Here is a 25,423-nt window from a genome sequence, read left to right on the forward strand (position 1 = left end):
TGTCCGTGCGGAGCTGGTCGGTCAGGCGGCGCTGCTTTTTGTCGGGCGCCCGGAACCCGGATCGCGCTCGGCAATGGCCACGTCAAAGGCGGAGCGCTGTTCGCGGGCAATGGGGGGCGGGGAAATGTCGTCGTAGAGCAGGGCCGCCTCGGCTGCCGGGCCACGGCGGGTGCCGGTTGCAACGATACGCCAAACCAATATGCGCTCATGCAGGCTCATGGTCAGGACGTCGCCGGGGCCGACCTTATGGTCGCTGGCGGTGGTGCGCTCGCCATTGACGCGCACCACGCCGGTTTCAATAGTCTTTTGGGCCAGCGTGCGTGATTTGATCGCACGTGCATAAAACAGGAACTTGTCTAGACGCTCCTTGCCCGCTGTACTCATTCAGGCTTCTTGTTGCGCAGCGCCGCCAAAGCGGCGAACGGGCTATCGGGATCAAAGCCGGTTTTGCGCTCGGGCCGCGACGATTTGTCCTGCCGAGAAGCGTCATTGCGGGGCTTGTCGGCACGGGGACGACCTTCGGCCTTGCCGCGATTTTCAAAGCGAGCCTTGCCATTGAGGTGGGCGGCCTTGCTCAGATCCTGGACCTCGCCTTCGGGGCGACGGTTGGCCGGGCGCTGCTGGCGAGGTTTTTGCACTTCTCCCTCAGGTCGACGCGGGGCGCTATGGCGGCGATTATTGTCGCGCCGTCCACTCGGGAACCAGATTTCGTCGAACTCGGGTTCGGCGGGTGTTTCCTCATCAGGCGTTGCAACGTCAGCTTGTTCCGCTAATGCGGCTGCGGGCTCGGCGGTTGCAGCGGCTGGCTCTGCGGGTGCGGTTTCAGCCGGTATCGCCAACGTAACGGCGGCTTCGGCAGGAACCTCGGGGACCATCTCAGGCTCTGAAGCCGGGACTGCCTCAGCGTCAGGTGCGGCGGTCGGCGCGACGGGGTCGGGATTTTCCTGCTGGATTGTCTCAAGGGCGGACGCTTCGGCCACTACTTCCACAGCGGGTGCCTCGGGCGCGGGCGTTTCGGACGCGGGCGCAGATTGCGTAGGGGTTTCGATCGGCTTTTTGGGTGTGCGGCGGAGCCGGTAACCCAGGGCGTTGAGGATCGAGGCAAAATCGTCGCCAGCGCATCCCAGAAGCGAGGTCATTTCCACGGTAACGCGGAAACCATTGGCTTCGGCCGCACCAGCGGGGGGCTCGTTCTGATTGCGGGCCGGATCGAAGGCGATCAGGGGGCGGATGATGTCGGCCAGACGTTCAAGAATATCGACGCGAACGGCGCGTTTGCCGACAACCTTGAAACCTGCCACTTCATAAAGGCTCTGGGCAACCTCGGGATCGACAAGGAATGAGGTGCGGCCTGACAAGACGATATGGGGCAGGTCAGTTACGCCGGGCTGGCGGACGCCGCCGTGCTTGAGCGCATAAAGGATAATGGCCAGCTCGCGCGGGGCGGGTTTGAGCATCAGCGGCAAATAAATGTGGTAGGCGCCAAACTTGATGCCGTGTTTGCGCATCCTGCCGCGCACATCCTGATCAAGGTTCTTGACCTCATCGGCGACGGCCTGACGGGGCAACAAGCCCAGATGTTCGGAAAGCTGGAAGGCGATGCCGCGTGCGGTGCCTTCAAGGTCCGCAGGCTGTGCCAGGGTCACGATCGGCTCAAGGACAGTATTGATATGGTGGCGGAGCCAGAGGTTCAGCCTGTCCTGCACGCGTTCGAGATCCGGGCCGGTCAAGGTCTCGTCCGCCAAAATCAAAATGCGGGGCCGCAACAGTTCGTCGCCCTCGAGCAGTTCGGCGACGATGTCGCCGCGCCAGCGCAGGCGACCGTCAGTAGCGAGCACAAATTCCTCGTTGGGGGCGCCAGCCAACCGGTCGGCCCGGTTGTGAATTTCGGGTGCGACCACATGGTCGGCGGCGGCGCGCAGGCCCTTGACGTCAAGATCGCCTTCGGTGCGTGCCAATGAGAAGCGGAAGCCTTCGAGCGTGCCAATGAGATGGCCTTCAAGCCAAACTTCGCCACGATCATTAATTTCTGGAGATGCCATACGTTTGTCTTTCAGGTGACGAAGCAGCACGCTGGTGCGGCGATCAACGAAGCGCTGGGTGAGGCGTTCATGGAGCGCATCGCTCAGGCGATCTTCTATGTCACGGGTCTTTTCGCGCCAATGGGATGGGTCTTCAAGCCAGTTTTTACGGTTGGCGATAAATGTCCAGGTCCTGATCTGCTTGATCCGGTTGGACAGAGTATCAATATCACCCGAACTATTGTCGCAGAACCGGACTTGCTCGGCAATCCAGTCTGCGTTGACCGCGCCATGGCGGCGCAAGTCGGCATAAATGCGGGTGATGATCTCGCCATGGGCTGCCGGTGAGATGCCGCGATAGTCCGGCGTCTGGCAACAATCCCACAAAAGAGCCACGTTTTGCGGGCCTGTCGCCAGCTTTCCCGCTTCGTTTCGCGCCAGAAATTCGAATGCCTGCTGATCGGTTGCAACGGGCACGCGGGTCAATTTTCGATGGTCTGGTGCGGCATCAAGGCTGTCGCGGAGCGCGGCAAGGGAGGAAAAATCAAGTTTATTGTTGCGCCATTGCAGCACTTTTACCGCCGAAAAGTCGTGGGTTTCCAGCGCAACGATCATTTCTTCTTCAAATGGCTCGGTGCCGCTGGTAACCCCAAAGGTGCCATTGCGGCTGTGTCGACCAGCTCGACCGGCGATCTGACCCAGTTCCGCCGGGGTCAGCGGACGGCTCTGGCGGCCATCAAATTTTGTGTCGTCGGCAAAGGCGACGTGGTGAATATCAAGGTTGAGCCCCATGCCGATAGCATCGGTGGCAACGAGAAAATCGACGTCGCCATTTTGATAAAGTTCAACCTGGGCATTGCGGGTGCGCGGGCTAAGGGCACCCATGACAACGGCGGCGCCGCCGCGTTCACGCCGGATCAGTTCGGCGATCGCGTAAACCTGCTGAGCGGAAAAGGCCACGATTGCTGAGCGGGTTGGCTGGCGCGAGAGCTTTTTGAGCCTGCATAAGTCAGTTGGGAAAAGCGTGGCCGATCAATGATTTCAGCGTTCGGCAACAGGGTTCGGATGATCGGGGCCATGGTCGCCGCGCCCAGTAGCAGGGTTTCGCTGATGCCGCGGGCGTTCAGGATGCGATTGGTAAAAATATGTCCCCGGTCGAAATCGGTGGCGGTCTGGATCTCGTCAATGGCGACGCACTGCACCGGAATATCGGTGGGCATGGCCTCGACCGTACAGACCCAATAGCGCGGCTTTGCCGGAATGATCCGCTCTTCCCCGGTTATCAACGCCACCGCCTGCTCGCCAACCCGCTCGACCACGCGGTGGTAGACCTCGCGCGCCAGGAGGCGCAGCGGCAGGCCGATCATGCCGGTGGCGTGGGCCAGCATGCGGTCGATGGCAAAGTGGGTTTTGCCCGTATTGGTGGGGCCGAGAATCGCCTTGAGCGAACTGGAGGATAAAAAGGTCATTGGCGCCTATGTAGGGCCTTCCGGGTTGGGTTGCGAGTGTCCCACGAAAGGACAGTTAGCACGACCTGTTTTTCGATCAATTCAAATCTGAAACGAATAGGGAACAAAGTCGGACCGAATCGACGCCAAGGCGTGAGTCCGGGTTTGTTCCATACCGCATCTAGTGTGAAGAAAATCGATTCGGCACTAAGGCGAAATTCTGGCGACCAATTGGTGACAAAACAGCCGGATGGCATTCACCTGCATTATCAAGGAGTTAATTTTGTATGGCTTCAAGGCACCCAAGGCGATGTGTTACCGAAATCCTAACGGGGAATGGGGCAAATTAATCTGGCTGTTGAGACGCGGAGCCGCCGTTGCGGGGCGGGGAGGGGCGGATAATTGATGATTTTGCAGTTGACCGTGCCAAAGCGGGACAATGGATTTGGTAGGGTTTGATTAACCATGCTTTTGAGCGCGACGCTGGCGGTGAAAGCGGGGATATCCCGCATCGGGACAGTTTGAGAGGCTATTGGTGCCCAATATTAATCATCGCATCAAAACAGGAACGAACACGGACCGAATCGGGCCAAGAGGCGCAATGCGGGTTTGTTCACGGCCAGATATGGGGGGTGGATGAGAATTGCCCCACAAGGCCGAAGCGATGGCAGCGAAAGGTCGTCGTGAAACGGATAATTGAATTTATCTTTATTAAATAAGGACTTAAATCCTGGAATCGCGATCAAATGCTAAGCAAAGGTAAAGGCGGGCGCGGGCATAAAATATTGTAGCTTAGCGATCCAGGCCGCGGAAACGGGCGCGTTATGATCAGTAAATTGAGGAAAACACCTGTTGACCGTCCCGTCGCGGGACGACGCGGACGTTAACATCTGAGTAACCAAAGGTTAGCGTTTGGTCGCTTTTTAGTAGCGCAGCGCGGTCAAAACCATCGACAGGTCACCAATGCTGGTGGTGAGTACGACGCGATAGGGAATGAAGTAGCCGCTGTCGCCGACCGGTGCGTACCAGATCAGGATGCGATCACTCTTGGCCAGATAGCTGGTCATTTCCGAGGTGGTGAAGTGGCCGGCGACGGGGGTGTAATTGATCCGGCAGAGGATTACCGGACCCTGGTAGCCGGTGCGGGGGGAGGTTGCCTCATCTTCGGCGGCAAAACTCATCGCGATATTGAAACGTTCGACGCCGGTAAATATCTGCATCTTGCGCTGGCAAAGACTACGATCAAGGCTCGTGCCCTTGAGTACGAAAGCTGAAAGCATGTCGGTGACGCCACTGAGGTGTTTGCGCTCGATCGGCACGCGATTGTAATTGTCGACGATGGGAGGATTGACGCGGAAGCCTGAGACATTGCCGTCGGCATATGAAACATCGACGGTAAAGCTTTCGCCGTTGGCGCGGGTATCAAGGTTGAACTGTTCAGGGGTCAGCGTGCGCGCGGTCGAGCGGCCGCGCGAGGTGATTTTTGCGGTGCCGCTGGCGACGAAATTGGCCAGACCGCTGACGCTGGCGCTGAGATCAAGCGAGAATTTTGAGCCATTGTCATTGAGATCAACCGCCACACTGGCAATGTTGAGCCCCCCAAGGGTGATGACGTATTTGGCGGTGCCATCGACTTCGCTGGCCATGGTGCCGGCTACGGCTGGCAGGCAGAACAGGCTGGCAAAGGCCAGGGCGCGCAGGTGGCTGGCAAGGTTCACGGGGCACAATCTTTCAGCACAAGTGGCAGGGTCAAGGACTGGCGCGGGGGCGCCGAATCAGTTTTACCGAAAAGGTGCCGCCAGAATCGGGTGCTTGCAAGGCGATTGCGGTGGTTTGAAATGCGCTTGTGCTTGACGTGAGCGTCCATTTTCTCTATCTACCGCCCAGATTTCAGAACAAGACTGGCCCAATGCGGGGCTCGATCTCCGCAACCGGGCCGTTTATGCAAACAGGATATGACCATGGCACGGCGTTGTGAACTGACCGGCAAGGGCGTTATGACCGGCAACAATGTGAGCCACGCGCTCAATCGTACCCGCCGCCGGTTCTTGCCGAACCTTGTGAAGGTTACTCTTATTTCGGATGCGCTGTCGCGTCCCGTCAAGCTGCGCATCTGCACCAACGCGCTGCGCACTGTCGAGCATCGCGGTGGTCTTGATGCCTTCCTGCTCAAGCAGGCTGATGCCGACCTGTCGCCACTGGCGCTGGGCATCAAAAAAGAAATTCGCGCCAGCCTTGCTGCCTAAGCATCAAGCGGACGATTGATATTTGCCGCGCTGGCCAGTTTGGTCGGCGCGGTTTTGTTTTGGGCAGGACTGGCATGAGGCTAGCGTCTGCGCCAAAGTCAAGCTGCGCCGGTCTGTTGCCGGATTGCAGTCCATAGAGGTGCATTATGTTGCTTTCTCGCCTTATGTCGGCGCGTTTCGCGCTGGCCGTCGTTGCCATGATGATCGTGGTGACCGCTTCCAATATTCTGGTGCAGTTTCCGGTTGAGGCCAATCTCGGCCCGATCAACCTTGCCGACCTTCTAACCTGGGGGGCGTTTACCTATCCGCTGGCGTTCCTGGTGTCGGACCTCACCAATCGGCGCGAAGGCCCGACCGTGGCGCGGCTGGTGGTGCTGGTGGGGTTTGTTCTGGCGCTGGCTATTTCGTTTTATCTGGCAACGCCGCGCATAGCGATTGCCTCGGGCAGCGCCTTCCTGATCGGGCAGTTGCTCGACATTTCGGTGTTTCAGCGCTTGCGGAACTGGATTTGGTATGTGCCCCCGTTTGTCGCTTCGCTGGTGGGGTCAGCGCTCGATACGATGATTTTCTTCACGCTGGCGTTTGCGCCAATCTTTGCCGGGATCGACCTGTTGTTCGGCTATGCCGATGGATCATTGGGGTTTGGGGCGCCGTGGCTGGGTGTTGGTGGTGAAGTGCCGTTGTGGACATCGCTGGCGAGCGGGGATTTCAGCGTCAAACTCTTGAGCGCGCTTGTGCTGCTGGTGCCCTATCGTCTGTTTATGGGGTCGCTGGCGAAGCGCCGTGCCGCGGCGTCTGCCTGATATCGGAGCTATTGCTGATCTGGCTGCAGCGCGAACTCGAGCAGGAGATTGCGCTCCCAATCGTTGAAATTATTGTCCGACCCCAAAATGATGCGCAACTCGCCATCGGGAGCAGTATGAACGGCAACGGCTTCCATATTATCAATATCGCCGCCACGCGCTTCGAGCAGAATGTCGCCGGACATAAGATTGCCCGGACGCACGTCGGCGGCGGCAACCCGGCGCAATGTCATGGAAAAAGTCAGGAATGACAGGCCGCGTTCGAGCACCAGCAGGTCGCCATTGGGCAGGAATGCGCAATCGGTTGGATTGACGTCAGGCGATGAGCGATAGGTCAGCTGGCCCTTGTCGCGGTCGCCCAGCAGCCAGGCAACGTGCTGGCCATCATTGTCCTTGACCCCTTCGGTCAGCAACAGGGTCGATCCGGCAATGGGAGATGCATCGGGGGCGATGCAGACCGCTTCGAGTGATTCATTGGTGCGGGTATCGGTGAGCCAATCAGGAATGGGCACTTCGCGCGCGGCGCCGCCGGGTACATTGTCGGTCAGGGCGAAATCGGCAACGCGGGTCAGATGTTCAAAGCCGACGCGTACGCCGACGGGTAGGCCGTCGCGATAGATGGTGTCGATAGCTTCGGCATCGCGGCTATATTGACGCGGCAGCGGCGCGCCCTTGGAGTTCTGGATTGGCTCGATTTTGACACCAATAAAGCCGAGCAAGCGGGTGGCGTCTTCGTAAATCAGCTGGCCGGAAACGAAGTTGCCGCGATCCGAGACAAAGCTCAAATGCTGGTTGGCACTGGTAAAGGCCAAGCCTGACAGGCCACCAAAGGTATCGGTTTGGCTGACCATGGAAATGCCGCCGCGCCAGATCAGATTGTCGACGGGCTCGCCTATGGCGGCGCCCTTGAAGCGGTCGATCTGAGCGGCGCTGATCGTCAGTTCGGTGGCCGTGACGGGCGCGGCCACCAGCAGCAGGATTATTGCGCTGAGGCTGCCCGCTCTTCTCACCGTGCCCTCCGGCGTCCTTGCGTGGGGGCTTCTTCGTCAAACAGTGCCGCCAGTTCGTCGGTCAAGGCACCCGCCAACTCTTCAGCGTCCAGAAGGGTCACGGCGCGGCGATAATAACGGGTGACGTCATGGCCGATGCCGACGGCAACCAGCTGGATCGGGGAGCGGGTCTCGATATCCTCGATGACCTGACGCAAATGGGCTTCGAGATAGTTGCCGGCGTTGACGCTCTGTGTTGAGTCATCGACCGGGGCACCATCGGAAATCACCATCAGGATGCGCCGCGATTCGGGGCGCCCCATCAGGCGCTTGCGCGCCCATTCCAGGGCTTCTCCGTCAATATTTTCCTTGAGCAGACCTTCGCGCATCATCAGACCGAGATTGCGCCGGGCGTGCCGCCATGGTTCGTCGGCGGCCTTGTAAATGATGTGGCGTACGTCATTGACGCGACCCGGATTGCCGGGGCGATTGGCTTCAAGCCATGCCTCGCGGCTCTTGCCGCCTTTCCAGGCGCGGGTGGTAAAGCCCAATATTTCGACCTTGACGCCGCAGCGCTCGAGCGTGCGGGCCAGAATGTCGCCGCAGATTGCGGCAATGGTAATGGGGCGACCGCGCATCGAGCCGGAATTGTCGATCAGCAGGGTCACGACCGTATCGCGGAAGTCGGTGTCGTTTTCGACCTTGAAGGACAGGGCCTGCATTGGATCTATGACCACGCGGGTAAGCCGGGCGCTATCGAGCACGCCTTCTTCGAGATCAAACTGCCAGGAGCGGTTCTGTTTGGCCATCAGGCGGCGCTGCAACTTGTTGGCGAGCCGGGCCACGGCGCCAGCGAGGTTTTCCAGCTGGCGATCCAGAAGCGTGCGCAATTGATCGAGTTCGTCGGGCGGGCACAGATCGGCGGCCTTGACGATCTCATCAAATTTTTGCGTAAAAATCTTGTAGTTGAACTGGTTGGAGCCCAATTCATTGGTCTTGCCGGGTGGCGGGGGCATGGGCGCGTCGTCACCGGCATCACTCTCGGCATCCTCGTCGGTGTCGGCCATATCGCTTTCAAGGCCATCGACGTCGCCGGTTTCCTCGCTGTCGCCAGCGCGCTGATCTTCCTGGGCCTCGGACTGATCGCTTTCGCCGTCACCCTGTTCGGGGTTCTGATCGGTGCCTTCTGCCTGGTCGTCGTCGTCCTGATCATTGCTTTCGTCGGCGGGATCGGGATTGTCCAATTCGCTTTCTGGCACGAGATTGAGATCGCGCAGCAATGTTTTGGCGGCTTTGGAAAAGGCTTCCTGATCTTCAAACAGGGTTTGCAACTGGGCCAGCGACGCGCCGCCTTTGGCCTCGATATCGTCGCGCCAGAGATCAACCAGTGCGTGACCCGAGGGCGGCACGGGCACCCCGGCGAGCTTTTCGCGCAGCATCAGACCGAGTGCCTCGGCGATGGGCGCGTCGTCGCGGTTGGAAACTTCGGCAAAATTGGCGCGAAACAGCCGATCTTCCAGCATTTCGCCAATATTGCCGGTCATGCCGGGCATACGCACGCAACCAAGGGCTTCGACGCGTGCCTGTTCGAGCGCGTCAAAGGCGGCGCGAGCCATGGGATCTATCGGGGCGCGCTTGCGGTGGGCATCGGGATCGTGGCTGGCCAGCCGCATGGCCATGGCATCCCCCTGACCGCGGGCAATGGCAATGTCGCGCCGGGTCGGCAGGCGCGGCAGATTGGCCAGACGCGCCTTGTCCGAGGTTAGCAGGGGGCGGTCGGTGGTAAAACTCACCTCAAGTTCAGGCTTGCCGCCAATAGCGCGCACGGTTGCCCCCATGGCGGACTTGAACGCCTGGGTATTGTCGGGCCGATTGGCCTTGCTGCGCGGCGGTTGTGCCATGGTGAGGTCCGGTCGATTAAGCGGGCGGGGTAATGGTTGAGGCTTTGTGGGCACCAACGATCAGGAGCATCGGGCGGATTATTTCATCCGCCAGTTGAGGGTTTTGCGCCAAGTCCACCGATGTTGGGGTCCACTCCTCTATTGCGTCAAGCACAAAGCCATTGGCGAGCAGGCTATTGAGGCAGGTGGACAATTTGCGGTGATATTTGACGACGCCATCGGCCAGCCAGTTGGTGACCCGTTCACCCTCTTTTCCATAGTCAGTAATGGCCCATGCGCGGTTGTCGCCATCGCCATTGATCCAGTCGGGGGTGGCGCGGGTGGCAAAAATCGGGTGTTCCATGGAAAAGACGAAACCGCCGCCAGCGCGTAGGCCATCGCGGAGCCGGGCGCAAAGCGCGTCGAAATCGGCCAGATAATGGACGGCGAGCGAGCTGAAGACCAGATCGAAACCAGCTGAATCGGGTTGGTAATGGGCGAGATCGGCCTGCTGATAGTCGATGGGCAGGCCCAGCCCGCGTTCGCGGGCGGTTTGCAGCATTTTTTCCGACAGATCGACGCCCGTGATTTTTGCGGCGCCCTGCTCATGGGCCCAACGGCAAAAGGCGCCAAAGCCGCAGCCCAGATCCAATACGCGCTTGTTGGCAAGCGGGGGCAGCATGGCCCGGACGACGGGCCATTCGGGTGCGCCCGCCAGTCCCTCGCGAGAGCGGGGGAGCTGGCTATATTGCGCAAAAAACGCGGGTTGATCGTAAATATTCTGGGCCAAGAAAACCGTCCCGGTTCAGGCGGTAACAGCCAGATTGGCTGAGCTTTCGGGCAGGTCCTCGCCAAAGACGCGCTGGTAGAATTCGGCAACCACGGGGCGTTCGAGTTCGTCGCATTTGTTGAGGAACGTCAGCCGGAAGGCAAAGCCGACATCGCCAAAAATTTCGGCATTTTCGGCCCAGGTGATGACCGTACGCGGGCTCATGACCGTGGACAGATCGCCATTGATGAAGGCGGATCGGGTCAAGTCGGCCAGTCGGACCATGTTGGAAATGGTCTTTTTGCCTTTGTCGTTGGCGGCATAGGTTTTGTTCTTGGCCAGAACGATGCCGACTTCCTTGTCATGGGGCAGATAGTTGAGCGTTGTCACCAGGCTCCAGCGGTCCATCTGGCCCTGATTGATCTGCTGGGTGCCGTGATAGAGCCCCGAAGTATCGCCCAGACCAATGGTATTGGTGGTCGAGAACAGCCGGAAGGCCGGGTGGGGGACAATGACGCGGTTCTGGTCGAGCAGGGTCAGGCGACCGGCCACTTCGAGCACGCGCTGGATCACGAACATCACATCGGGACGGCCCGCATCATATTCGTCAAAGACCAGGGCGACATTGTTCTGGACGGCCCATGGCAAAATGCCGTCGCGGAACTCGGTGATCTGCTTGCCATCCTTGAGCACGATGGCGTCCTTGCCCACCAGATCAATGCGGCTGACGTGGCTGTCGAGATTGACGCGGACCATGGGCCAGTTGAGGCGCGCGGCCACCTGCTCGATGTGGGTGGATTTGCCGGTGCCGTGATAGCCTTGGACCATGACGCGACGATTGAAGGCAAAGCCAGCTAGAATGGCTAGCGTCGTATTGCGGTCAAACAGGTAGTCGGGGTCAATGGGGGGCACATGTTCAGTGCGTTCGGCATAGCCCTTGACGACCAGATCCGTATCGATCGCAAACAGATCGCGGGCCTTGTAATCAGTGTCCGGCAGATTGGTATATTCACTCATGATAGGCTCGCAGCGCAAGTTTTAGGGCAATGGTTCTGGCGCGCTCTATAGCAGGATTGCGCGCTGGCGGGTAGGCGGCAGGTTGGCGCGCTGATCAGCGCGCCACAAACCCGGCTTTTTTCAAATGGGAGTAGGCAGCAATAATGGCGCGCAGGCGGTCTTCAGACGATTTGTCACCGCCGTTGGCATCGGGGTGATGGATCTTGACCAGGGCCTTGTAGGCCTTCTTGATGTCATCGGATTTGGCTTGCCCGATAATGCCCAGTGCCTCAAGAGCGCGACGGTCAGGCTCGTGCAGAGGCTTGACGCGTTCGGCCGCCGGGGTCTGGTTCTGGCGATGGCGGTATTTGGCAAAAACGCCAAATGGGTCGCCATATTTATCGCCCGGGCGAAGCCCTGCGGTGCGCGCAGTTGCCGAATGGCGGGCGCCGGGTTGGCCGGTTGCAAAACTCTGGCGCTTTTCGGGCTGGGGCGGGGCATGGAGTGCCTCGTCCAGATCGTCCTTGTCCATGCCGGCAAAGAAATTGAACGCGGTATTATAGTGGCGCACGTGCTCAAGGCAGAAATTATGATATTCGCCCGCCTTGCGGTGGCCTTTGGGGGCCTTGTGCGTGCCGGCCTTCTCGCAGCCTTCCCAGTCGCATGGGGTTTCGATCGGCGCCGGCTTTTCTTCGCGGCGGGGGCGAATGCGGATGTTGTCGAAAATCTTGGATTCCAATTTCATTGCGCCTAACTAGTAAAGTTCATTCAACAAACCCAGGCGTGCCCCGATGTCCATGCATGACACCATCGTAGACAAGCTCACCGCTGCTTTCGACCCCGAGATTTTAGAGGTCATCGACGAGTCCAACCAGCACTTTGGCCATGCCGGGTGGCAGGAAGGTGGCGAAACGCACTTTCGGGTCAGAATCGCGGCTCGCCATTTTGCCGGTAAGCTGCGCGTGGTGCAACACCGGGATGTCATGATGGCCCTCAATAGTGAGTTGAAAGGGCGGCTACATGCCCTGACCATCGAAATAGTGCCCGTGAAAAAACCAGATGTGGTCTCAACCCCAGTTTAGCAAGAGGCACGCAGCTCTGCATAGCCCGATAGGCCATCGGCTTCCGAAGAAAGTACGGTTATGCGGCAATTTGTGCCGCTAAGCAGCCCATTGCCGCCTGCGGGGATCACCGTACCATCGGTAAAACTTACGCGATCCGGCGATACGGTGAGGACCGATATTACACCAGTGGTATTGCACAGCGGATAGCTGTCGCCGCTTGAAACAAGAAATTTTGTCGCCTGGGGCATGCAGTCGTCCTGGGCGGTAGCGGTTCCGGTCGCGACTGCTGCCGGGGCGGTTATAGCCGGAACGGGCGAGGATTGATTGCGCCAACTGTCCTCGAGAATGGCCAGACGGTTTTGCAGGTTCAGCATGGCATCAGGGTTTACCGCCGCCGTGCCGGGTTTCTGCTGAACATAAAGATCTAGGCTCAGGCGCAGCTGGGCAACTTCGGTTGCGAGGCGCAGGACTTCACGGCGCGTATCGGTATAGACCCAGACGCAGGCAATGATGGCGGTCAATCCCACAAGACCCACCGCCAGCAGCAGAATTGTCTGATGCAGGGACGGACGGGCCGGGGGCTGTTCGGGGGGCGTGTTAGCGCCAGTATCCGATTTCGTCACCCCCGGCAGCGTCCAATCCTGATCCAAATCGGTAGTATCCATTACAGGCCCCTACAACTGGCGGCGTTCTGGTTTGTTCAAACAGGTCAAAGCCCTGTTTCAGATTGGTCCAGAAGGCGAACCAGGGACTGGTTGATGCGTGTGTCAGCGCCCCGTCGGTTAGAACAAAAGGCAGGGCCTGTACATCGACCGCCTCCTGTCCCGCCAAAAGCGCCGCCTCCACTATAACGTAAATTTCTTCGATCAGGACATCCGTCATTGCATAGCACCCCCTCGAAGTGCAGCCGCCATGAACCATTAGCGCAGAACCGGTGCGCTCCAACGCTTGATCGTAGACGTTTGGAAAGCCCAAATTAAAGGCGAGGTGATGGCGCGAACGTGGGTTGAGCTGTTTTATGCCCACCCGATAAAAACCTTCGGGGGCCTGCAAGTCGCCTTCGGCCAGCTTGGGGCCGAGATGGCCGGAAAAAGCGCGAATGGGATAGTGTCGAAAACAGGCAAAGCGCTGGCCATTGCGTGCCAGCCAGAGCTCGAGCCGTTTTTCAGTCTTGAAAAGTCGAATGAAAGCTGGATTGCCGAGCGCAAAGCCCTGTTCTGACAAGGTATTGGATAGCTTTGCGCGGCTGGTTGTTCCAGGTTCGAGCGCTTTTGGCTGATCCATGGGCCCGCGAAATCTCTAGCGGCTGGGCGCGGGGGCAGGCGTGGGCGCGGTGCTTGATGCGTTGGTCTGGGTTGCGGCGCTGGCCGATTGATTACCAAAAATATTGCCAAAGAATCCCGAGATAGCCTGACCGCGCTGTTTGGCAGCGGCTTCGGCATCGGCGGCGCGCTCTGCCTCGGCTGCCTGGCGCTCCTGACGCTGTTGCAGCGTTTCCAGCTCCTCGGCAAAGGCAACCTGATCGGCGGCCCGTTTGGCCAAAAGTGCCGGATTGGACTTGCTGGCGGGGCAGACGCCTGTTGCGTCCAGCGGACCAGAACCGGAGGGGTTGAAGATATACTGCTTTTCGCAGACGTCCCAGACGGCCGGGGTCTTGGTCACCTCGAAATAATCGTAGCCTTCCTTGATGTCTTTCCAAAAGCCCAGATTGGGATTGGTCGACTGTTTGGCCAGATTGGTAGCGGTCATCTTGAAAGGGAACATTTCAAGCTGGAAGCTTGAGTTGCCACCTTTGAAGGTTTCGCGGGCAAGGGCATAGATTTCGGCAATGCCGCCGTCGGTCATGGCGTAGCAGCCGCGCGACGAGCAATCGCCATGCAGCATCAGATCAGAGCCGGTGCGGCCCCAGGCGCGATCAAACTTGTTGGGAAAACCAGTGTTGAATGAGAGGTAGTAATTCGACTTGGGATTCATCAGGCCCGGGGTGATGGTATAAAAGCCCTCGGGGCTTTGCCGGTCACCTTCCTTGATCTTGGGTCCAAGATTGCCCGAAAAGGCGCAAATTTCGTAGGTCTTGAGCAAGCGATATTGCCCGGTGTTGCTCTGTTTCCAGATTTCCACCTGCTTTTCCTGCTTGAACAGGCGAATGACCATGGGCGCGCCGGGGGACGAGCCAATGTTGCGCAGGCTCGCCTGAAGGACGCTGGAAAGCGGCTGATTTTGTCGGTTGTCACCAGTGGCAAAGCCGCCGCAGGCCGCAAGGCTCAAGGCAATCCAGCCGAGAATGAAGATCGAGCAAAACTTGCGTAGCAGGAAAAAATTCAATTGGGGTCGATCCAGACAATGCGGGAAGTGGACGGCCTATTTCATTTTGGTTAGCGCATGGTGGAGCGGCGCGGTGAATGAATTGTTAACAGCGCCAGCCATCTCACGCAATTGTGGATCAATTCAACTTTAAGTTGTTTGAGATCAGGGCAGGTTGGTGCCGATGGCGATGAATTTTTCACGCCGATGCTCGCGCACCTCAAGGCGGGACTTGTCGGCAAAATCATCAAGAAAACCGGCGATGGCGCTGCGGGTATTGTTCATGACGGTTTCAGGATGGCGATGGGCGCCTCCGGTCGGCTCGGCAATGATGCCGTCGATCACACCGAATCCAAGCAGATCGGACGCAGTGATCTTCATATTGTTGGCGGCATCCTGAGCCTTGGCGGCATCGCGCCACAGAATGGTGGCGCCGCCTTCGGGCGAAATCACCGAATAGATGGCGTGTTCGAGCATCAGTACGCGGCTGGCAGTGGCAATGGCGATGGCACCACCCGAACCGCCTTCACCGATGACGATGGCCAGATTGGGCACACCCAGCTCTAGGCTCTTTTCGGTCGAGCGGGCAATGGCTTCTGCCTGACCACGTTCTTCAGCCCCGATGCCGGGATAGGCACCCGAGGTATCGACGAGCGAGATCACCGGAATATTGAAGCGATCCGCCATTTCCATGATGCGGACGGCCTTGCGATAGCCCTCGGGGCGGGCCATGCCGAAATTGTGCTTGAGGCGGGTTTCGGTGGAATTGCCCTTTTCCTGACCGATAACAGCAACCGGCTGGCCGTTGAAACGCCCCAGCCCAGCCTGAATGGCAGAGTCCTCGGCAAACTTGCGGTCTCCGGCCAAAGGCGACCACTCGGTGATCAGGCCCTTGATATAGTCGGAAAAATGGGGGCGTTGCGGATGGCGGGCCACCTGGGTCTTTTGCCAAGGGGTCAGGCGCTTGTAGATATCGATGAGGGCTTCGTCGGCGCGGCTCGAAAGTCGGCTGACCTCTTCATCGATACTAACGGCCTGATCTGTTGCGGCGAGGGATTTAAGCTCGGCAATCTTGCCCTCGAGATCGGCTACCGGCTTTTCAAAATCTAAATAAGACTGCATCCCACCCGCCCGTTAGGGGTCGTTATGCGACCCGAATTTGAGGTCGCTCTGTTGCGCTCTAAAGTGGCCGGAAAGTGACGATGGCGCAAGCGCGTGTCAAGATGCATCACCAGACAAAGGTCCGCTATCGGCCAAAGGATGGTGGGTTTCGACCAATGTGCGCAGTTTTTCGTCCAGAACATGGGTGTAAATCTGGGTGGTCGAAATGTCGGCATGGCCCAACAACAACTGAACGACGCGCAAATCGGCACCGCCCGCCAACAAGTGGCTGGCAAAGGCATGGCGCAGTACGTGGGGGGCGACGCGGGCGCTGGATATGCCAGCGCGTCCGGCCAAAGCCTTGAGATCACGGGCAAAGACCTGCCGCGACAAATGGCCACCCACACCAGCGGCGGGAAACAGCATGGTGCCGGGCTTAAGCGTTGTCAGCCAGGCGCGCACGGCATCGCGGGTGCGGTCATTGACCGGCACGATCCGCTCCTTGTTACCCTTGCCGATAATCGTGAGATAGCTGGCGTCGCGCATCACGGCGGAACGCTTGAGCCCGACCAGCTCGGTAACGCGCATGCCGGTGGCGTAAACCAGCTCCAGCAGCACATAAAGCCTCAGGGCCGAAGTTTTTTTGGCGGGCGACACATCCGCATTGGCCTCGGTTTCGGCCAGCGATAGCAGGCGGTCGACTTCGGCAATGCTCAACACCTTGGGCAAGGCGCGCCGGGCGCGAGGGCTGGCAATAATACGGGTGGGATCATCGCCCCGAATGGCATCGGCGCAGAGAAATTTGTGAAACTGACGAATGGCAGAGAGGCGCCGAGCGCTGGAGGCCGCCGAAAGGCCCTCTGACTTCAGGGCGTCTAGGTAATGGGTGATTGTGTTTCGATCACCGGTGGAAAAATCAAGTTTCCTGGCCCCCAGAAAGGCGCGGTAGTCCTCCAGATCGCGTCGGTAGGCCGCAAGCGTATTGCGGGCGGCGCCGCGCTCGGCGCTCATCATTTCAAGAAAAGACTCGATCAGATGAATGTCATTCATGGGGAGGGTAAGGGCGATAGTGGGCCATTGTCGGGTGCGCTGGCACGCAACAGGTCAGTGGTTGAAATGCGCACCGTCACTTCCTTGGGAGTGGGCTGGACATAAGCGATCAGGGCAATCATGCCCCCATAGGCCAAACCGGCAAGAAACAGCAAGGCAACAAGTAGACGAATGAGGGTGGGCATGAATTGCGCAGTCCGGTTCAATGATCAATGACACTGGCGATCTTATCACCAAAATGGTTTCTATCTGGTAGGCACGCCAGTGTGACCCGGTTTTGCCCCGATCTTCAAGCCAGTGGTTCTTGACATCGGGCGCTGCGACCGGTTCAAACGCGCAGCAATGTGGAGCGGTTTGTGACGCGAATGGAAGCAGCAAGGCGCAATGAGCGCGCCAATCATCTCGTTGACCTGCTGGTCGGGCGACCGCTGGTGCTGGTGGGCATGATGGGCGCGGGCAAAACCACCGTGGGGCGGCGGCTGGCGACGCGCATGGGTCGACATTTTCTCGACAGCGACGAGGAAATCGAAAAAGCGGCGCAAATGGATATTCCCGATATTTTCAGCACGCGCGGTGAGGCCGAGTTTCGTGCCGGGGAAACCCGAGTAATTGCGCGGGTGCTCAAGGAGTCCGACGTGGTGCTCGCGACCGGGGGCGGCGCGTTCGTGCATCCCGAAACGCGGGCGCTGGTGAAGGCGGACGCAGTATCGGTATGGATCAAGGCGGATTTCGATTTGCTGTTTGCGCGGGTGTCGCGCCGGTCCAACCGGCCGCTGCTCAAGACGAATAATCCGCGGGCAACGCTCAAGGCGCTGATCGAGGAGCGTTATCCAATATACGGGGAGGCCGATGTGACCGTGGTGTCACGCGACGTCCCCCATGAAACGGTGGCCGCGGACCTGATTGAAGCGGTTATTTCTCATCTCGAAGCGCGGGAGCCAGGCAATGGCGGCTGATCACACGGTGCATGTTGCCCTGGGCGAACGGGCCTATGATATTTTGATCGGAGACCGATTGCTGGACGAGGCAGGCGCCATTCTGGCGACGCGATTTTCCGGGCGGCGGTTTGGCATAATTACCGACGAGAATGTTGCGGCGGCGCAATTGCCCCGACTGGTCGCTTCACTCGATACGGCTGGTCTCGATTATTCAACCATCATCCTGCCCGCCGGGGAGAGCACCAAGTCTTATGCTCATCTGCAAAGCGCGGTTGAGGGGCTGTTGACAGCGCGGCTGGAGCGCGGGGATCTGGTGATTGCGCTGGGCGGCGGGGTGATCGGCGATCTGGCAGGATTTGCGGCGGCGATTACCCGACGCGGCATGGATTTTGTGCAGATGCCGACCTCGCTGTTGGCGCAGGTCGATAGCTCCGTTGGCGGCAAGACCGGGATCAATTCCCCGCATGGCAAAAATCTGGTGGGGGCGTTTCATCAACCCAAACTGGTGCTGGCGGATCTGTCGACGCTCGACACGTTGCCGGCGCGACAGTTTGCAGCTGGCTATGCGGAAGTGGTCAAATACGGGTTGATCGATGATGAAGCGTTTTTCTTCTGGCTGGAGGAAAACCGGGCTGAGATTTTTGCCGGTGGTCCGGCCCGTGGCGAGGCGATTGCGCGGTGTTGTAAGGCCAAGGCGCGGGTCGTGATCGAGGACGAAAAAGAGCTTGGTGTGCGGGCGCTGCTTAATCTGGGGCATACTTTTGGGCATGCGCTGGAAAAGGACACCGGCTATTCAAACCGATTGTTGCACGGCGAAGGCGTCAGTATCGGCATGGTGCTGGCGCATGGGTTCTCGGCGAAGCTGGGAATGGCGCCATCGCAGGATACGGGCCGGGTTGAGGCGCATTTGCGCGCTGCGGGCCTGCCGACGCAGTTGAGCCATATCGGCGGGGAAATCGGGGCGACCGACACGCTGATGGCCGCAATTGGTCAGGACAAAAAAGTGTCGCGCGGGGCGCTGACCTTTATCCTGACACGCGGTATCGGGCAGGCTTTTATCGAAAAAAATGTTGATCCTGCGGCGGTTGCCGGTTTTCTCGAAACGGCGCGCAAGGTATAAGAAAGCCCGGCAGCGCCGGACTTTTAATTTCGCATCGCTGCTACCTAGAAGGCGCCGTGGCAATGTTTGAATTTCTTGCCCGAGCCACAGGGGCAGGGCGCATTGCGTGAGACGCCAACGAGCAGCTTTGGATCGATCGGCTTTAGCGCCTGATTGCCCGCGGTGGTGGCACCGCCAGTCAAACCACCCATGACCGTTCCATCCTCGGCGTCGTTTTCACCGGTCAGCGGATCGATATGGACTTCGCTTAGCTGGGAAAGATCGGGTTCGGGCGTCGGTTCGGGCTGGCGTACCTGCAGCTCGATATGGCTGAGCTGGGTGGTCACCAGTTCGCGCAGGTTGGTCAGAAGTGCCTGCAGCAATTCATAGGCCTCCTGCTTGTATTCGGTCAGCGGGTCGCGTTGGGCAATGCCGCGCCAGCCAACGACCTTGGACAGGTGATCAAGGGTGACCAGATGCTCGCGCCATAGGCCATCAATGGATTGCAGCAGCAGCGACTTTTCGACCTGACGCATGATCTCGGGCGAATATTTGGCGGCCTTGGATGCGGCGTGTTGGTCGGCCGTATCGCGGATACGCTGCTCGACGATCTCCTGATCGATACCCTCTTCCTCGACCCATTCGCGAACCGGCACTTCGATATTGAGATAGGTCTTGGCAGCGGCTTCAAGCTGTTCGGCCTGCCACTGTTCGGGATAGGAACGGGGCGGAATGGCCTTGGTGACGATGGCTTCAACCACATCGTGGCGCATGTCGCGAACGGTCTCGCTGACGTCTTCAGCGTCCATCATTTCGATGCGCTGTTCGAAGATCACCTTGCGCTGATCATTCATCACATCATCGTATTTAAGGATGTTCTTGCGGATATCGAAGTTGCGGGCTTCGACTTTGCCCTGCGCCCGTTCGATAGCCTTGGTGACCCATGGGTGGGTGATGCTTTCGCCATCTTCCAGACCCAGTTTGCCGAGCATTGAATCCATGCTGTCTACAGGGAAAATGCGCATCAGATCGTCCTGCAGGGACAAAAAGAATGCTGAATGGCCGGGGTCGCCCTGACGGCCTGAACGACCGCGCAGCTGATTGTCGATACGACGGCTTTCGTGGCGCTCGGTGCCGATGACCATCAGCCCGCCTGCGGCAATGGCCTTGGCCTTGTCGGTGGCGATGGTGGATTTGATATCGGCGATCTTGGCGTCGCGTTCGGCCCCTTCAAGGCCTTCAGCTTCCCGTTCGATGCGCATTTCTAGATTGCCGCCGAGCTGAATGTCGGTACCGCGACCAGCCATGTTGGTGGCAATGGTGATGGCGGCAGGCAGTCCAGCATCGGCAACGATATGGGCTTCCTGTTCATGGTGGCGGGCATTGAGCACATTCATGGTGCCGACGTTTTTCTGACGCAGCAATTCGGCCAGCATTTCGGATTTTTCAATCGAGGTGGTGCCCACCAGAACTGGCTGACCGCGCTCCTGACACTGTTTGATCAGATCAGCGATGGCGTCGAATTTTTCAGCAGCGGTGCGGAAAATGGCGTCTTCATCGTCAACGCGCTGAACCGGCAGGTTGGTGGGCACTGTGACAACGTCGAGGCTATAAATGTCGGCAAATTCCTCGGCCTCGGTGGCGGCTGTACCGGTCATGCCGGCAAGTTTTTTATAGAGGCGGAAATAGTTCTGGAAGGTGATCGACGCCATGGTCTGGTTTTCAGGCTGGATCTTGGCGCCTTCCTTGGCTTCCAGCGCCTGATGCAGTCCTTCGGAGTAGCGTCGCCCGGGCATCATGCGGCCTGAAAACTCGTCAATGATGATCACCTCATCATTGCGCACGATATAATCCTTGTCCTTGTGGAACAGGCGGTGCGCGCGCAGGGCCGAATTGGCGTGGTGAACGAGTGCGACGTTTTCGATGTCGAACAGAGACTCGCCCTTCATCAGGCCGTCGGCACGGAGGCGCTCCTCGAGCTTTTCGATGCCCTGATCGGTAAAGGTTGCAGCACGATGCTTTTCATCGACCTCAAAATCACCTTCCTCAATGATGGGCATGAGGGCGTCAAGCGTCAGATAAAGCTCGGTGCGGTCTTCGGACGGGCCTGAAATGATCAACGGCGTACGCGCCTCATCGACCAGGATCGAATCCACTTCGTCAACGATGGCATAAACGTGGCCGCGCTGGACCATCTGGGCGCGGGTATATTTCATATTGTCGCGCAGATAATCGAAGCCGAATTCGTTGTTGGTGCCGTAGGTAATGTCGGCCTCATAGGCGGCCTTGCGTTCGGCGTCGGTCAGGCCATGCACGATAATGCCATAGCTTAGCCCGAGGAAATTGTAGATCTGGCCCATCCATGCGGCGTCGCGACGGGCCAGATAATCATTGACCGTGACGACGTGAACGCCCTCGCCGGTCAGCGCATTGAGGTAAACCGACAGCGTGGCGACCAGGGTCTTGCCTTCACCAGTACGCATTTCGGCGATGGAGCGGTTGTTCAGAACCATGCCGCCGATCAGCTGTACGTCAAAGTGACGCATGCCAAGCACGCGCTTACTGGCTTCGCGAACCGTGGCAAAGGCGGGAACGATCAGATCATCGAGCGATTTGCCATTGGCCAACTGGGATTTGAATTCGGCGGTGCGGGCGCGCAGCTCCTCGTCACTCAATTTTTCGAGTTCGGGCTCCAGCGCGTTGATCGCGGCCACATTGGGCTGGAAGCGTTTGACATGCCGATCCGACGGAGAACCGAAGATCCGCCGGGCGAGCGCGGCTATAGCCATAGTGTCAGATCCTTTTACTGGCCATCGTCGAAGGGGCAATTTTCATGGTGCGATCAATGGGCTGGTCGAGCCCTAATATGCCTCGTCAACGCGATGGTGGGCCGGTTTTGACCCCGAAAAACTGGTCACACAACTATGGGCCAGCGAAATGGCGCTTGGCCCGGCAAAGTCATGGGAAGCGCTGGACATGTAAGAGCGGACCCCCGTCTTGTCAACGTCGACAAAATCGGCCACACCACCCGCGCCCTTAACAACAGGCAACTTGTACGATTGTTGCGTGAGCGCAGAACAATTATTCTTGCGTGGCATAATCTGGCCCTGTTGCCGTGCGAGGGCGTGCGACGCGACGGGCCATCCGACCCGTTACGAAATCAACGGTGCATCTGGGTGTACCACAGAAGCAGCGGTGCCCATATTGGCACCGACCAAGGAGAATGTCGTTCATGTTTGATCGTTCCAAACGCCTTGCGCAGGCAGTTAGTGTGCTGGCGCTTACCATGGGCGGGTTTGCCGCCGTACCAATGGCAATGGCGCAGGATGCGCCGGCCGCCGATGCTGCAGCGCCTGCCCAGCCGGATCCCAATGCGGTAGTCGCCACGGTTGATGGCCAGACCATTACCCAGGCAGATGTCGATTTTGCGGCGCGCGATTTGAGCCAGGACATGGCGCAGATGCCCGTTGACCAGCGTCAGGCCTATGTGTTGAGCGTTTTGATCGACATGAAATTGTCGGCCGGTGCAGCGCGCGCGGAAAAGCTTGATCAGACCGATGTGTTCAAGCAACGTCTGGCCTATCTCGATGAGCAGGCGCTGCGCAGCGCCTATTATATCGAAAAGCTGGCCACGATGGTGACCCCCGATACCGTCAAGGCGAAATATGATGAGTTTGCTGCCCAGTTCGTGCCGCAGGACGAAGTGCGCGCCAGCCACATTCTGGTCAAGACCGAGGACGAGGCCAAGGCCGTCGAAAAGGAATTGGCTGACGGCGCGGATTTTGCTGAAGTTGCCAAAGCCAAGTCGATCGATCCAGGTGCTGCCAATGGTGGCGACCTCGGCTTTTTCGGCAAGGGGCAGATGGTGCCAGAATTTGAAAAGGCAGCCTTTGCGCTCGGCGAAGTCGGTTCGGTTTCCGAGCCGGTCAAATCCCAGTTTGGCTGGCACGTGATCAAGCTGACCGAAAAGCGCACGAGCCCGGTTCCCAGCATGGATCAGGTTGGCCAGAAGTTGCAGCAGGAAGTGGTCAACGCCGCTTTCGTCAAGATCAGCAATGAACTGCACGACAAGGCCAGTATCGAGATTGCCGACAAGGATCTGGCAGCCAAGATCGACGCACAGATGAATCCCGAAGCGGCGGCGGCAGCACCTGCCAACTAAGCTCACAAGTCTAATGATTGTTCACGGCGCGACGCTTGGGCTCGCGCCGTGATAGATAAGGCCGTGCCGGGCCACCCGATGGGCCTTGTGGCTTGCGTCTGGTAAAATTGTGAGGCACACCCAAGCCAGTTGTCCTGCAAACAAGGCATGCATCATGGCGCTCCCGGTTTCTCCCCTTGCCCCCAAATCATTTCCCGACCTGCCGGTCATTGCCGGGGTGCGCTTTGCAACGGCGGCGGCGGGTATCAAATACAAGAACCGTACTGACGTCTTGCTGGCGGTGTTCGATGCGGGCACCAGCGTTGCAGGCGTTTTGACGCGTTCGAAATGCTCGTCGGCGGCAGTGGATTGGTGCAAGGTCAATCTTGGAGGGGGTGTTGCTCGTGCGCTGGTGGTCAATTCGGGCAATGCCAACGCCTTTACCGGCCAAAAGGGCAAGCAAAGCGTTGAGCAGACCGCCGCGATTGCGGCCAAGGCGGTAGGTTGTTCGGTTGAGGAAATCTTTCTGGCCTCAACCGGGGTCATTGGTGAACCGCTCGACGCAAGCAAGTTTTCTGGCGTGCTCGACAATATGGCCGGTCAGCTCAATGATCTGCCATGGATGGAGCCTGCCAAGGCGATCATGACCACCGACACTTTTCCCAAGCTGAGCGCTGCCAGCATCGACATTGATGGAGTCGAAATTTGCATCAACGGCATTGCCAAGGGATCGGGGATGATCGCGCCGGACATGGCGACGATGCTGAGTTTTGTGTTCACCGATATGCCGATCAAGGCCGAGGTGCTACAGGCGCTGCTGGGCCGGCACGTCAAGACCAGTTTTAACGCCATCACGGTGGATAGCGACACATCGACCTCCGATACGCTACTGGCGTTTGCCACGGGTAGGGCCACGGGGATCGAGCCGATTGAAACGCTTGATGATCCACGGGCGGAAATTTTTGGCGAAGCGTTGCGCGATGTGTTGTTTGACCTGGCAATCCAGGTGGTGCGCGACGGGGAGGGGGCGACCAAGCAGGTTGCTGTTCATGTCGAGGGGGCAACAAGCGATGAGAGCGCCTTTCGCATTGCCAAATCGATTGCCGACAGTCCCCTGGTCAAGACCGCGATTGCGGGGGAAGACGCCAATTGGGGGCGCGTGGTGATGGCGGTGGGCAAGGCAGGGGAGCCTGCCGACCGGGACAAATTATCGATCCGGTTTGGCGATCTGTTGGTTGCCCGGAACGGGGAACGCGCCGCCAATTATGATGAAGCGGCGACCAGCGCCTATATGAAGGGCGAGGAGCTTGAAGTGACAGCCAGTCTTGGCTTGGGGGAAGGTCGTGCCACGGTTTATACCTGCGATCTGACACATGGCTATATCGCCATCAATGGCGACTATCGCAGCTAATGAGTAGTCTTGAAGATGTGCAGGCCATAGAGGCGGTGTTTGAAAGGGCATGGCCAGCGGTTGAGGAACTGCGGGACGGGGATTGGGTCGCCCGGTTCTCGGGTGGTTACACCAAGCGGGCCAATTCCATCGTCTTTATGGGCGGTGCAGGCGAGGATGGCGCGCTCGCCCAGCGCATGGCGCGGCTGGAAGCGGCCTGCGAGGCGCGGCAGATGCGCCCCTGCTATCGGATAACTCCCCTGGCGCCGAAAGGGGCTGTGGAGGCGTTGGAGGCGAGGGGCTGGACCAGGTTTGACCGGAGCGTGGTGCAAACCATGGCGTTGCGCAAAGCCATGCGCGCTGTGGGGGCATTAACGCAATTGTTTGAACTGACCGACGCTCATTGGCAGGCGGCGCTGGTGGACATGGCAGGCGGCAACGCCAATGCAGCGGCGCTGGGTGAAATCATCGCGCGGATTGCCGTGCCCGCCAAAGGGGTGCTGGTTTACGATGACAGCCAACAACCGGTTGGGGCGGCGCTGGTGGTCAGTGCCGACGGGATCGCTGTTTTTCTCAATGTTGTGGTGGCGCAAAATGCCCGGCGACAGGGGTTTGGACAGGCTTTGATGCACAGCGCGCTCAATTGGGCGGTGCAGGGCGGAGCGCAGCGGGCGGCCATTCAGGTGCAGGCAGACAATGGTCCGGCGTTGGCGCTTTATCAGGGGCTGGGATTTACCGAAATCTATGATTATCACTATCGGCGGGCGGTACTATGAGCTTGTTACTGGTTGTGGCCTGTGCGCTGGTAGACGCGGATCGGCGGGTGCTGATTGCGCAGCGGCCCGAGGGCAAATCGATGGCGGGCCTATGGGAATTTCCGGGCGGCAAGGTTGAGATCGGTGAAACGCCCGAGGCGGCAATCATTCGCGAGCTTGAAGAAGAACTAGGCATTTCCACTAAGAGTGCGTGTCTGGCTCCGGTAAGTTTCGCAAGCCACAATTACGACAATTTTCACTTATTGATGCCACTTTATGCCTGCCGAAAATGGCAGGGAACGCCACGGCCCAAGGAACATATGGCCCTGAAATGGGTGCGTCCACAGGGTTTGCGCGACTATCCGATGCCACCGGCCGATGCACCGTTGATCGCGGCTCTTTGCGATCTGCTTTGACCGGATTCGACGA

The 25,423-nt window shown here is 58.9% G+C and carries 23 protein-coding genes and 1 pseudogene; 9 read left to right on the forward strand and 15 right to left on the reverse strand.

What is annotated here, in order from left to right:
- Positions 1–21 precede the first annotated feature (21 nt).
- The 3 genes and pseudogenes from PSQ90_RS10115 to PSQ90_RS10130 all read right to left on the reverse strand — a co-directional run bounded on the left by PSQ90_RS10115 (position 22) and on the right by PSQ90_RS10130 (position 5,187).
- Positions 22–384: an RNA-binding S4 domain-containing protein gene (locus PSQ90_RS10115; protein WP_282210200.1), complete on the reverse strand. Its 363-nt coding sequence runs from the start codon at positions 382–384 to the stop codon at positions 22–24.
- A pseudogene (locus PSQ90_RS10120) lies at positions 381–3,490 on the reverse strand (helicase-related protein). Before PSQ90_RS10120 ends, PSQ90_RS10115 begins: the two are co-directional and overlap by 4 nt.
- 902 nt (positions 3,491–4,392) lie before the next feature.
- A complete protein-coding gene (locus PSQ90_RS10130; protein WP_282210203.1) occupies positions 4,393–5,187 on the reverse strand; it encodes a DUF3108 domain-containing protein in 795 nt (264 codons plus the stop codon).
- A 243-nt stretch (positions 5,188–5,430) separates the two neighbouring features.
- Here PSQ90_RS10130 and rpmB point away from each other — a divergent pair, with 243 nt between their 5' ends.
- Together rpmB and PSQ90_RS10140 are read left to right on the forward strand one after the other, a co-directional pair.
- The gene (rpmB, locus tag PSQ90_RS10135; RefSeq protein WP_282210204.1) at positions 5,431–5,715 is read left to right on the forward strand and encodes a 50S ribosomal protein L28; all 285 of its coding nucleotides are present in this window, start codon (positions 5,431–5,433) and stop codon (positions 5,713–5,715) included.
- 146 nt (positions 5,716–5,861) lie between these two features.
- Positions 5,862–6,518 carry a VUT family protein gene (locus tag PSQ90_RS10140; protein WP_282210205.1) on the forward strand — a complete coding sequence of 219 codons (657 nt, stop codon included), beginning with the start codon at positions 5,862–5,864 and terminating at the stop codon, positions 6,516–6,518.
- 8 nt (positions 6,519–6,526) lie between these two features.
- On the opposite strand, the gene PSQ90_RS10145 is transcribed toward PSQ90_RS10140, so the two are convergent.
- The 5 genes from PSQ90_RS10145 to PSQ90_RS10165 all read right to left on the reverse strand — a co-directional run bounded on the left by PSQ90_RS10145 (position 6,527) and on the right by PSQ90_RS10165 (position 11,897).
- On the reverse strand, positions 6,527–7,528 hold the full coding sequence (locus PSQ90_RS10145; RefSeq protein WP_282210206.1) for an esterase-like activity of phytase family protein: 1,002 nt from the start codon (positions 7,526–7,528) through the stop codon (positions 6,527–6,529).
- Positions 7,525–9,408, reverse strand: a complete 1,884-nt coding sequence (gene cobT, locus PSQ90_RS10150) for a cobaltochelatase subunit CobT (protein WP_282210207.1) — start codon at positions 9,406–9,408, stop codon at positions 7,525–7,527. Before cobT ends, PSQ90_RS10145 begins: the two co-directional genes overlap by 4 nt.
- Positions 9,409–9,424: 16 nt before the next feature.
- Positions 9,425–10,177: a class I SAM-dependent methyltransferase gene (locus PSQ90_RS10155; RefSeq protein ID WP_282210208.1), complete on the reverse strand. Its 753-nt coding sequence runs from the start codon at positions 10,175–10,177 to the stop codon at positions 9,425–9,427.
- A 15-nt stretch (positions 10,178–10,192) separates the two neighbouring features.
- Positions 10,193–11,173: a cobaltochelatase subunit CobS gene (gene cobS, locus PSQ90_RS10160; protein ID WP_282210209.1), complete on the reverse strand. Its 981-nt coding sequence runs from the start codon at positions 11,171–11,173 to the stop codon at positions 10,193–10,195.
- Positions 11,174–11,267: 94 nt separating this feature from the next.
- A complete protein-coding gene (locus PSQ90_RS10165; RefSeq protein ID WP_282210210.1) occupies positions 11,268–11,897 on the reverse strand; it encodes a J domain-containing protein in 630 nt (209 codons plus the stop codon).
- A 46-nt stretch (positions 11,898–11,943) separates the two neighbouring features.
- On the opposite strand from PSQ90_RS10165, the gene PSQ90_RS10170 reads away from it, so the two are divergent.
- Entirely contained in the window at positions 11,944–12,234 is a 291-nt protein-coding gene (locus tag PSQ90_RS10170) for a BolA family protein (RefSeq protein WP_282210211.1), read from the forward strand.
- On the opposite strand, the gene PSQ90_RS10175 is transcribed toward PSQ90_RS10170, so the two are convergent.
- The 6 genes from PSQ90_RS10175 to PSQ90_RS10200 form a co-directional block, all read right to left on the reverse strand.
- Positions 12,231–12,881, reverse strand: a complete 651-nt coding sequence (locus tag PSQ90_RS10175; RefSeq protein ID WP_282210212.1) for a hypothetical protein — start codon at positions 12,879–12,881, stop codon at positions 12,231–12,233. The genes PSQ90_RS10170 and PSQ90_RS10175 overlap by 4 nt on opposite strands.
- The gene (locus tag PSQ90_RS10180) at positions 12,814–13,500 is read right to left on the reverse strand and encodes a 2-dehydro-3-deoxyphosphooctonate aldolase (RefSeq protein WP_282210213.1); all 687 of its coding nucleotides are present in this window, start codon (positions 13,498–13,500) and stop codon (positions 12,814–12,816) included. The genes PSQ90_RS10175 and PSQ90_RS10180 overlap by 68 nt, the downstream gene beginning before the upstream one ends.
- 15 nt (positions 13,501–13,515) lie before the next feature.
- A complete protein-coding gene (locus PSQ90_RS17045) occupies positions 13,516–14,541 on the reverse strand; it encodes a murein L,D-transpeptidase family protein (protein WP_328517499.1) in 1,026 nt (341 codons plus the stop codon).
- A gap of 144 nt (positions 14,542–14,685) precedes the next feature.
- The gene (locus tag PSQ90_RS10190) at positions 14,686–15,642 is read right to left on the reverse strand and encodes an acetyl-CoA carboxylase carboxyltransferase subunit alpha (protein WP_282210214.1); all 957 of its coding nucleotides are present in this window, start codon (positions 15,640–15,642) and stop codon (positions 14,686–14,688) included.
- A gap of 96 nt (positions 15,643–15,738) precedes the next feature.
- Positions 15,739–16,671, reverse strand: a complete 933-nt coding sequence (locus PSQ90_RS10195; protein WP_282210215.1) for a site-specific tyrosine recombinase XerD — start codon at positions 16,669–16,671, stop codon at positions 15,739–15,741.
- Positions 16,668–16,856: a histidine kinase gene (locus PSQ90_RS10200; RefSeq protein ID WP_282210216.1), complete on the reverse strand. Its 189-nt coding sequence runs from the start codon at positions 16,854–16,856 to the stop codon at positions 16,668–16,670. The genes PSQ90_RS10195 and PSQ90_RS10200 overlap by 4 nt, the downstream gene beginning before the upstream one ends.
- Positions 16,857–17,036: 180 nt before the next feature.
- Between PSQ90_RS10200 and PSQ90_RS10205 the strand changes: the two genes are divergently transcribed.
- Together PSQ90_RS10205 and aroB are read left to right on the forward strand one after the other, a co-directional pair.
- On the forward strand, positions 17,037–17,627 hold the full coding sequence (locus tag PSQ90_RS10205; RefSeq protein WP_282213028.1) for a shikimate kinase: 591 nt from the start codon (positions 17,037–17,039) through the stop codon (positions 17,625–17,627).
- Entirely contained in the window at positions 17,617–18,729 is a 1,113-nt protein-coding gene (aroB, locus tag PSQ90_RS10210; protein WP_282210217.1) for a 3-dehydroquinate synthase, read from the forward strand. Before PSQ90_RS10205 ends, aroB begins: the two co-directional genes overlap by 11 nt.
- A 44-nt stretch (positions 18,730–18,773) precedes the next feature.
- On the opposite strand, the gene secA is transcribed toward aroB, so the two are convergent.
- Complete coding sequence (gene secA, locus PSQ90_RS10215; protein WP_282210218.1) at positions 18,774–21,497, reverse strand: preprotein translocase subunit SecA; 2,724 nt, start codon at positions 21,495–21,497, stop codon at positions 18,774–18,776.
- 443 nt (positions 21,498–21,940) lie between these two features.
- Between secA and PSQ90_RS10220 the strand changes: the two genes are divergently transcribed.
- From PSQ90_RS10220 to PSQ90_RS10235, 4 genes are all read left to right on the forward strand, one after another.
- Positions 21,941–22,870 carry a peptidylprolyl isomerase gene (locus PSQ90_RS10220; protein ID WP_282210219.1) on the forward strand — a complete coding sequence of 310 codons (930 nt, stop codon included), beginning with the start codon at positions 21,941–21,943 and terminating at the stop codon, positions 22,868–22,870.
- Between the two features lie 154 nt (positions 22,871–23,024).
- The gene (gene argJ, locus PSQ90_RS10225) at positions 23,025–24,260 is read left to right on the forward strand and encodes a bifunctional glutamate N-acetyltransferase/amino-acid acetyltransferase ArgJ (protein WP_282210220.1); all 1,236 of its coding nucleotides are present in this window, start codon (positions 23,025–23,027) and stop codon (positions 24,258–24,260) included.
- The gene (locus tag PSQ90_RS10230; protein WP_282210221.1) at positions 24,260–25,015 is read left to right on the forward strand and encodes a GNAT family N-acetyltransferase; all 756 of its coding nucleotides are present in this window, start codon (positions 24,260–24,262) and stop codon (positions 25,013–25,015) included. Before argJ ends, PSQ90_RS10230 begins: the two co-directional genes overlap by 1 nt.
- Complete coding sequence (locus PSQ90_RS10235) at positions 25,012–25,410, forward strand: (deoxy)nucleoside triphosphate pyrophosphohydrolase (RefSeq protein WP_282210222.1); 399 nt, start codon at positions 25,012–25,014, stop codon at positions 25,408–25,410. Before PSQ90_RS10230 ends, PSQ90_RS10235 begins: the two co-directional genes overlap by 4 nt.
- Positions 25,411–25,423: the final 13 nt, after the last annotated feature.

It is taken from the genome of Devosia rhodophyticola, from assembly GCF_028816475.1.
GTDB lineage: Bacteria > Pseudomonadota > Alphaproteobacteria > Rhizobiales > Devosiaceae > Devosia > Devosia rhodophyticola.

What these genes read in the sequence shown, in the direction of transcription:
- PSQ90_RS10115 (WP_282210200.1), bottom strand. Translation starts at nt 384, where the DNA reads ATGAGTACAGCGGGCAAGGAGCGTCTAGACAAGTTCCTGTTTTATGCA.
- rpmB (WP_282210204.1), top strand. Translation starts at nt 5,431, where the DNA reads ATGGCACGGCGTTGTGAACTGACCGGCAAGGGCGTTATGACCGGCAAC.
- PSQ90_RS10140 (WP_282210205.1), top strand. Translation starts at nt 5,862, where the DNA reads ATGTTGCTTTCTCGCCTTATGTCGGCGCGTTTCGCGCTGGCCGTCGTT.
- cobT (WP_282210207.1), bottom strand. Translation starts at nt 9,408, where the DNA reads ATGGCACAACCGCCGCGCAGCAAGGCCAATCGGCCCGACAATACCCAG.
- cobS (WP_282210209.1), bottom strand. Translation starts at nt 11,173, where the DNA reads ATGAGTGAATATACCAATCTGCCGGACACTGATTACAAGGCCCGCGAT.
- PSQ90_RS10165 (WP_282210210.1), bottom strand. Translation starts at nt 11,897, where the DNA reads ATGAAATTGGAATCCAAGATTTTCGACAACATCCGCATTCGCCCCCGC.
- PSQ90_RS10170 (WP_282210211.1), top strand. Translation starts at nt 11,944, where the DNA reads ATGTCCATGCATGACACCATCGTAGACAAGCTCACCGCTGCTTTCGAC.
- PSQ90_RS10175 (WP_282210212.1), bottom strand. Translation starts at nt 12,881, where the DNA reads ATGGATACTACCGATTTGGATCAGGATTGGACGCTGCCGGGGGTGACG.
- PSQ90_RS10180 (WP_282210213.1), bottom strand. Translation starts at nt 13,500, where the DNA reads ATGGATCAGCCAAAAGCGCTCGAACCTGGAACAACCAGCCGCGCAAAG.
- PSQ90_RS10190 (WP_282210214.1), bottom strand. Translation starts at nt 15,642, where the DNA reads ATGCAGTCTTATTTAGATTTTGAAAAGCCGGTAGCCGATCTCGAGGGC.
- PSQ90_RS10195 (WP_282210215.1), bottom strand. Translation starts at nt 16,671, where the DNA reads ATGAATGACATTCATCTGATCGAGTCTTTTCTTGAAATGATGAGCGCC.
- PSQ90_RS10200 (WP_282210216.1), bottom strand. Translation starts at nt 16,856, where the DNA reads ATGCCCACCCTCATTCGTCTACTTGTTGCCTTGCTGTTTCTTGCCGGT.
- PSQ90_RS10205 (WP_282213028.1), top strand. Translation starts at nt 17,037, where the DNA reads ATGGAAGCAGCAAGGCGCAATGAGCGCGCCAATCATCTCGTTGACCTG.
- aroB (WP_282210217.1), top strand. Translation starts at nt 17,617, where the DNA reads ATGGCGGCTGATCACACGGTGCATGTTGCCCTGGGCGAACGGGCCTAT.
- secA (WP_282210218.1), bottom strand. Translation starts at nt 21,497, where the DNA reads ATGGCTATAGCCGCGCTCGCCCGGCGGATCTTCGGTTCTCCGTCGGAT.
- PSQ90_RS10220 (WP_282210219.1), top strand. Translation starts at nt 21,941, where the DNA reads ATGTTTGATCGTTCCAAACGCCTTGCGCAGGCAGTTAGTGTGCTGGCG.
- argJ (WP_282210220.1), top strand. Translation starts at nt 23,025, where the DNA reads ATGGCGCTCCCGGTTTCTCCCCTTGCCCCCAAATCATTTCCCGACCTG.
- PSQ90_RS10230 (WP_282210221.1), top strand. Translation starts at nt 24,260, where the DNA reads ATGAGTAGTCTTGAAGATGTGCAGGCCATAGAGGCGGTGTTTGAAAGG.
- PSQ90_RS10235 (WP_282210222.1), top strand. Translation starts at nt 25,012, where the DNA reads ATGAGCTTGTTACTGGTTGTGGCCTGTGCGCTGGTAGACGCGGATCGG.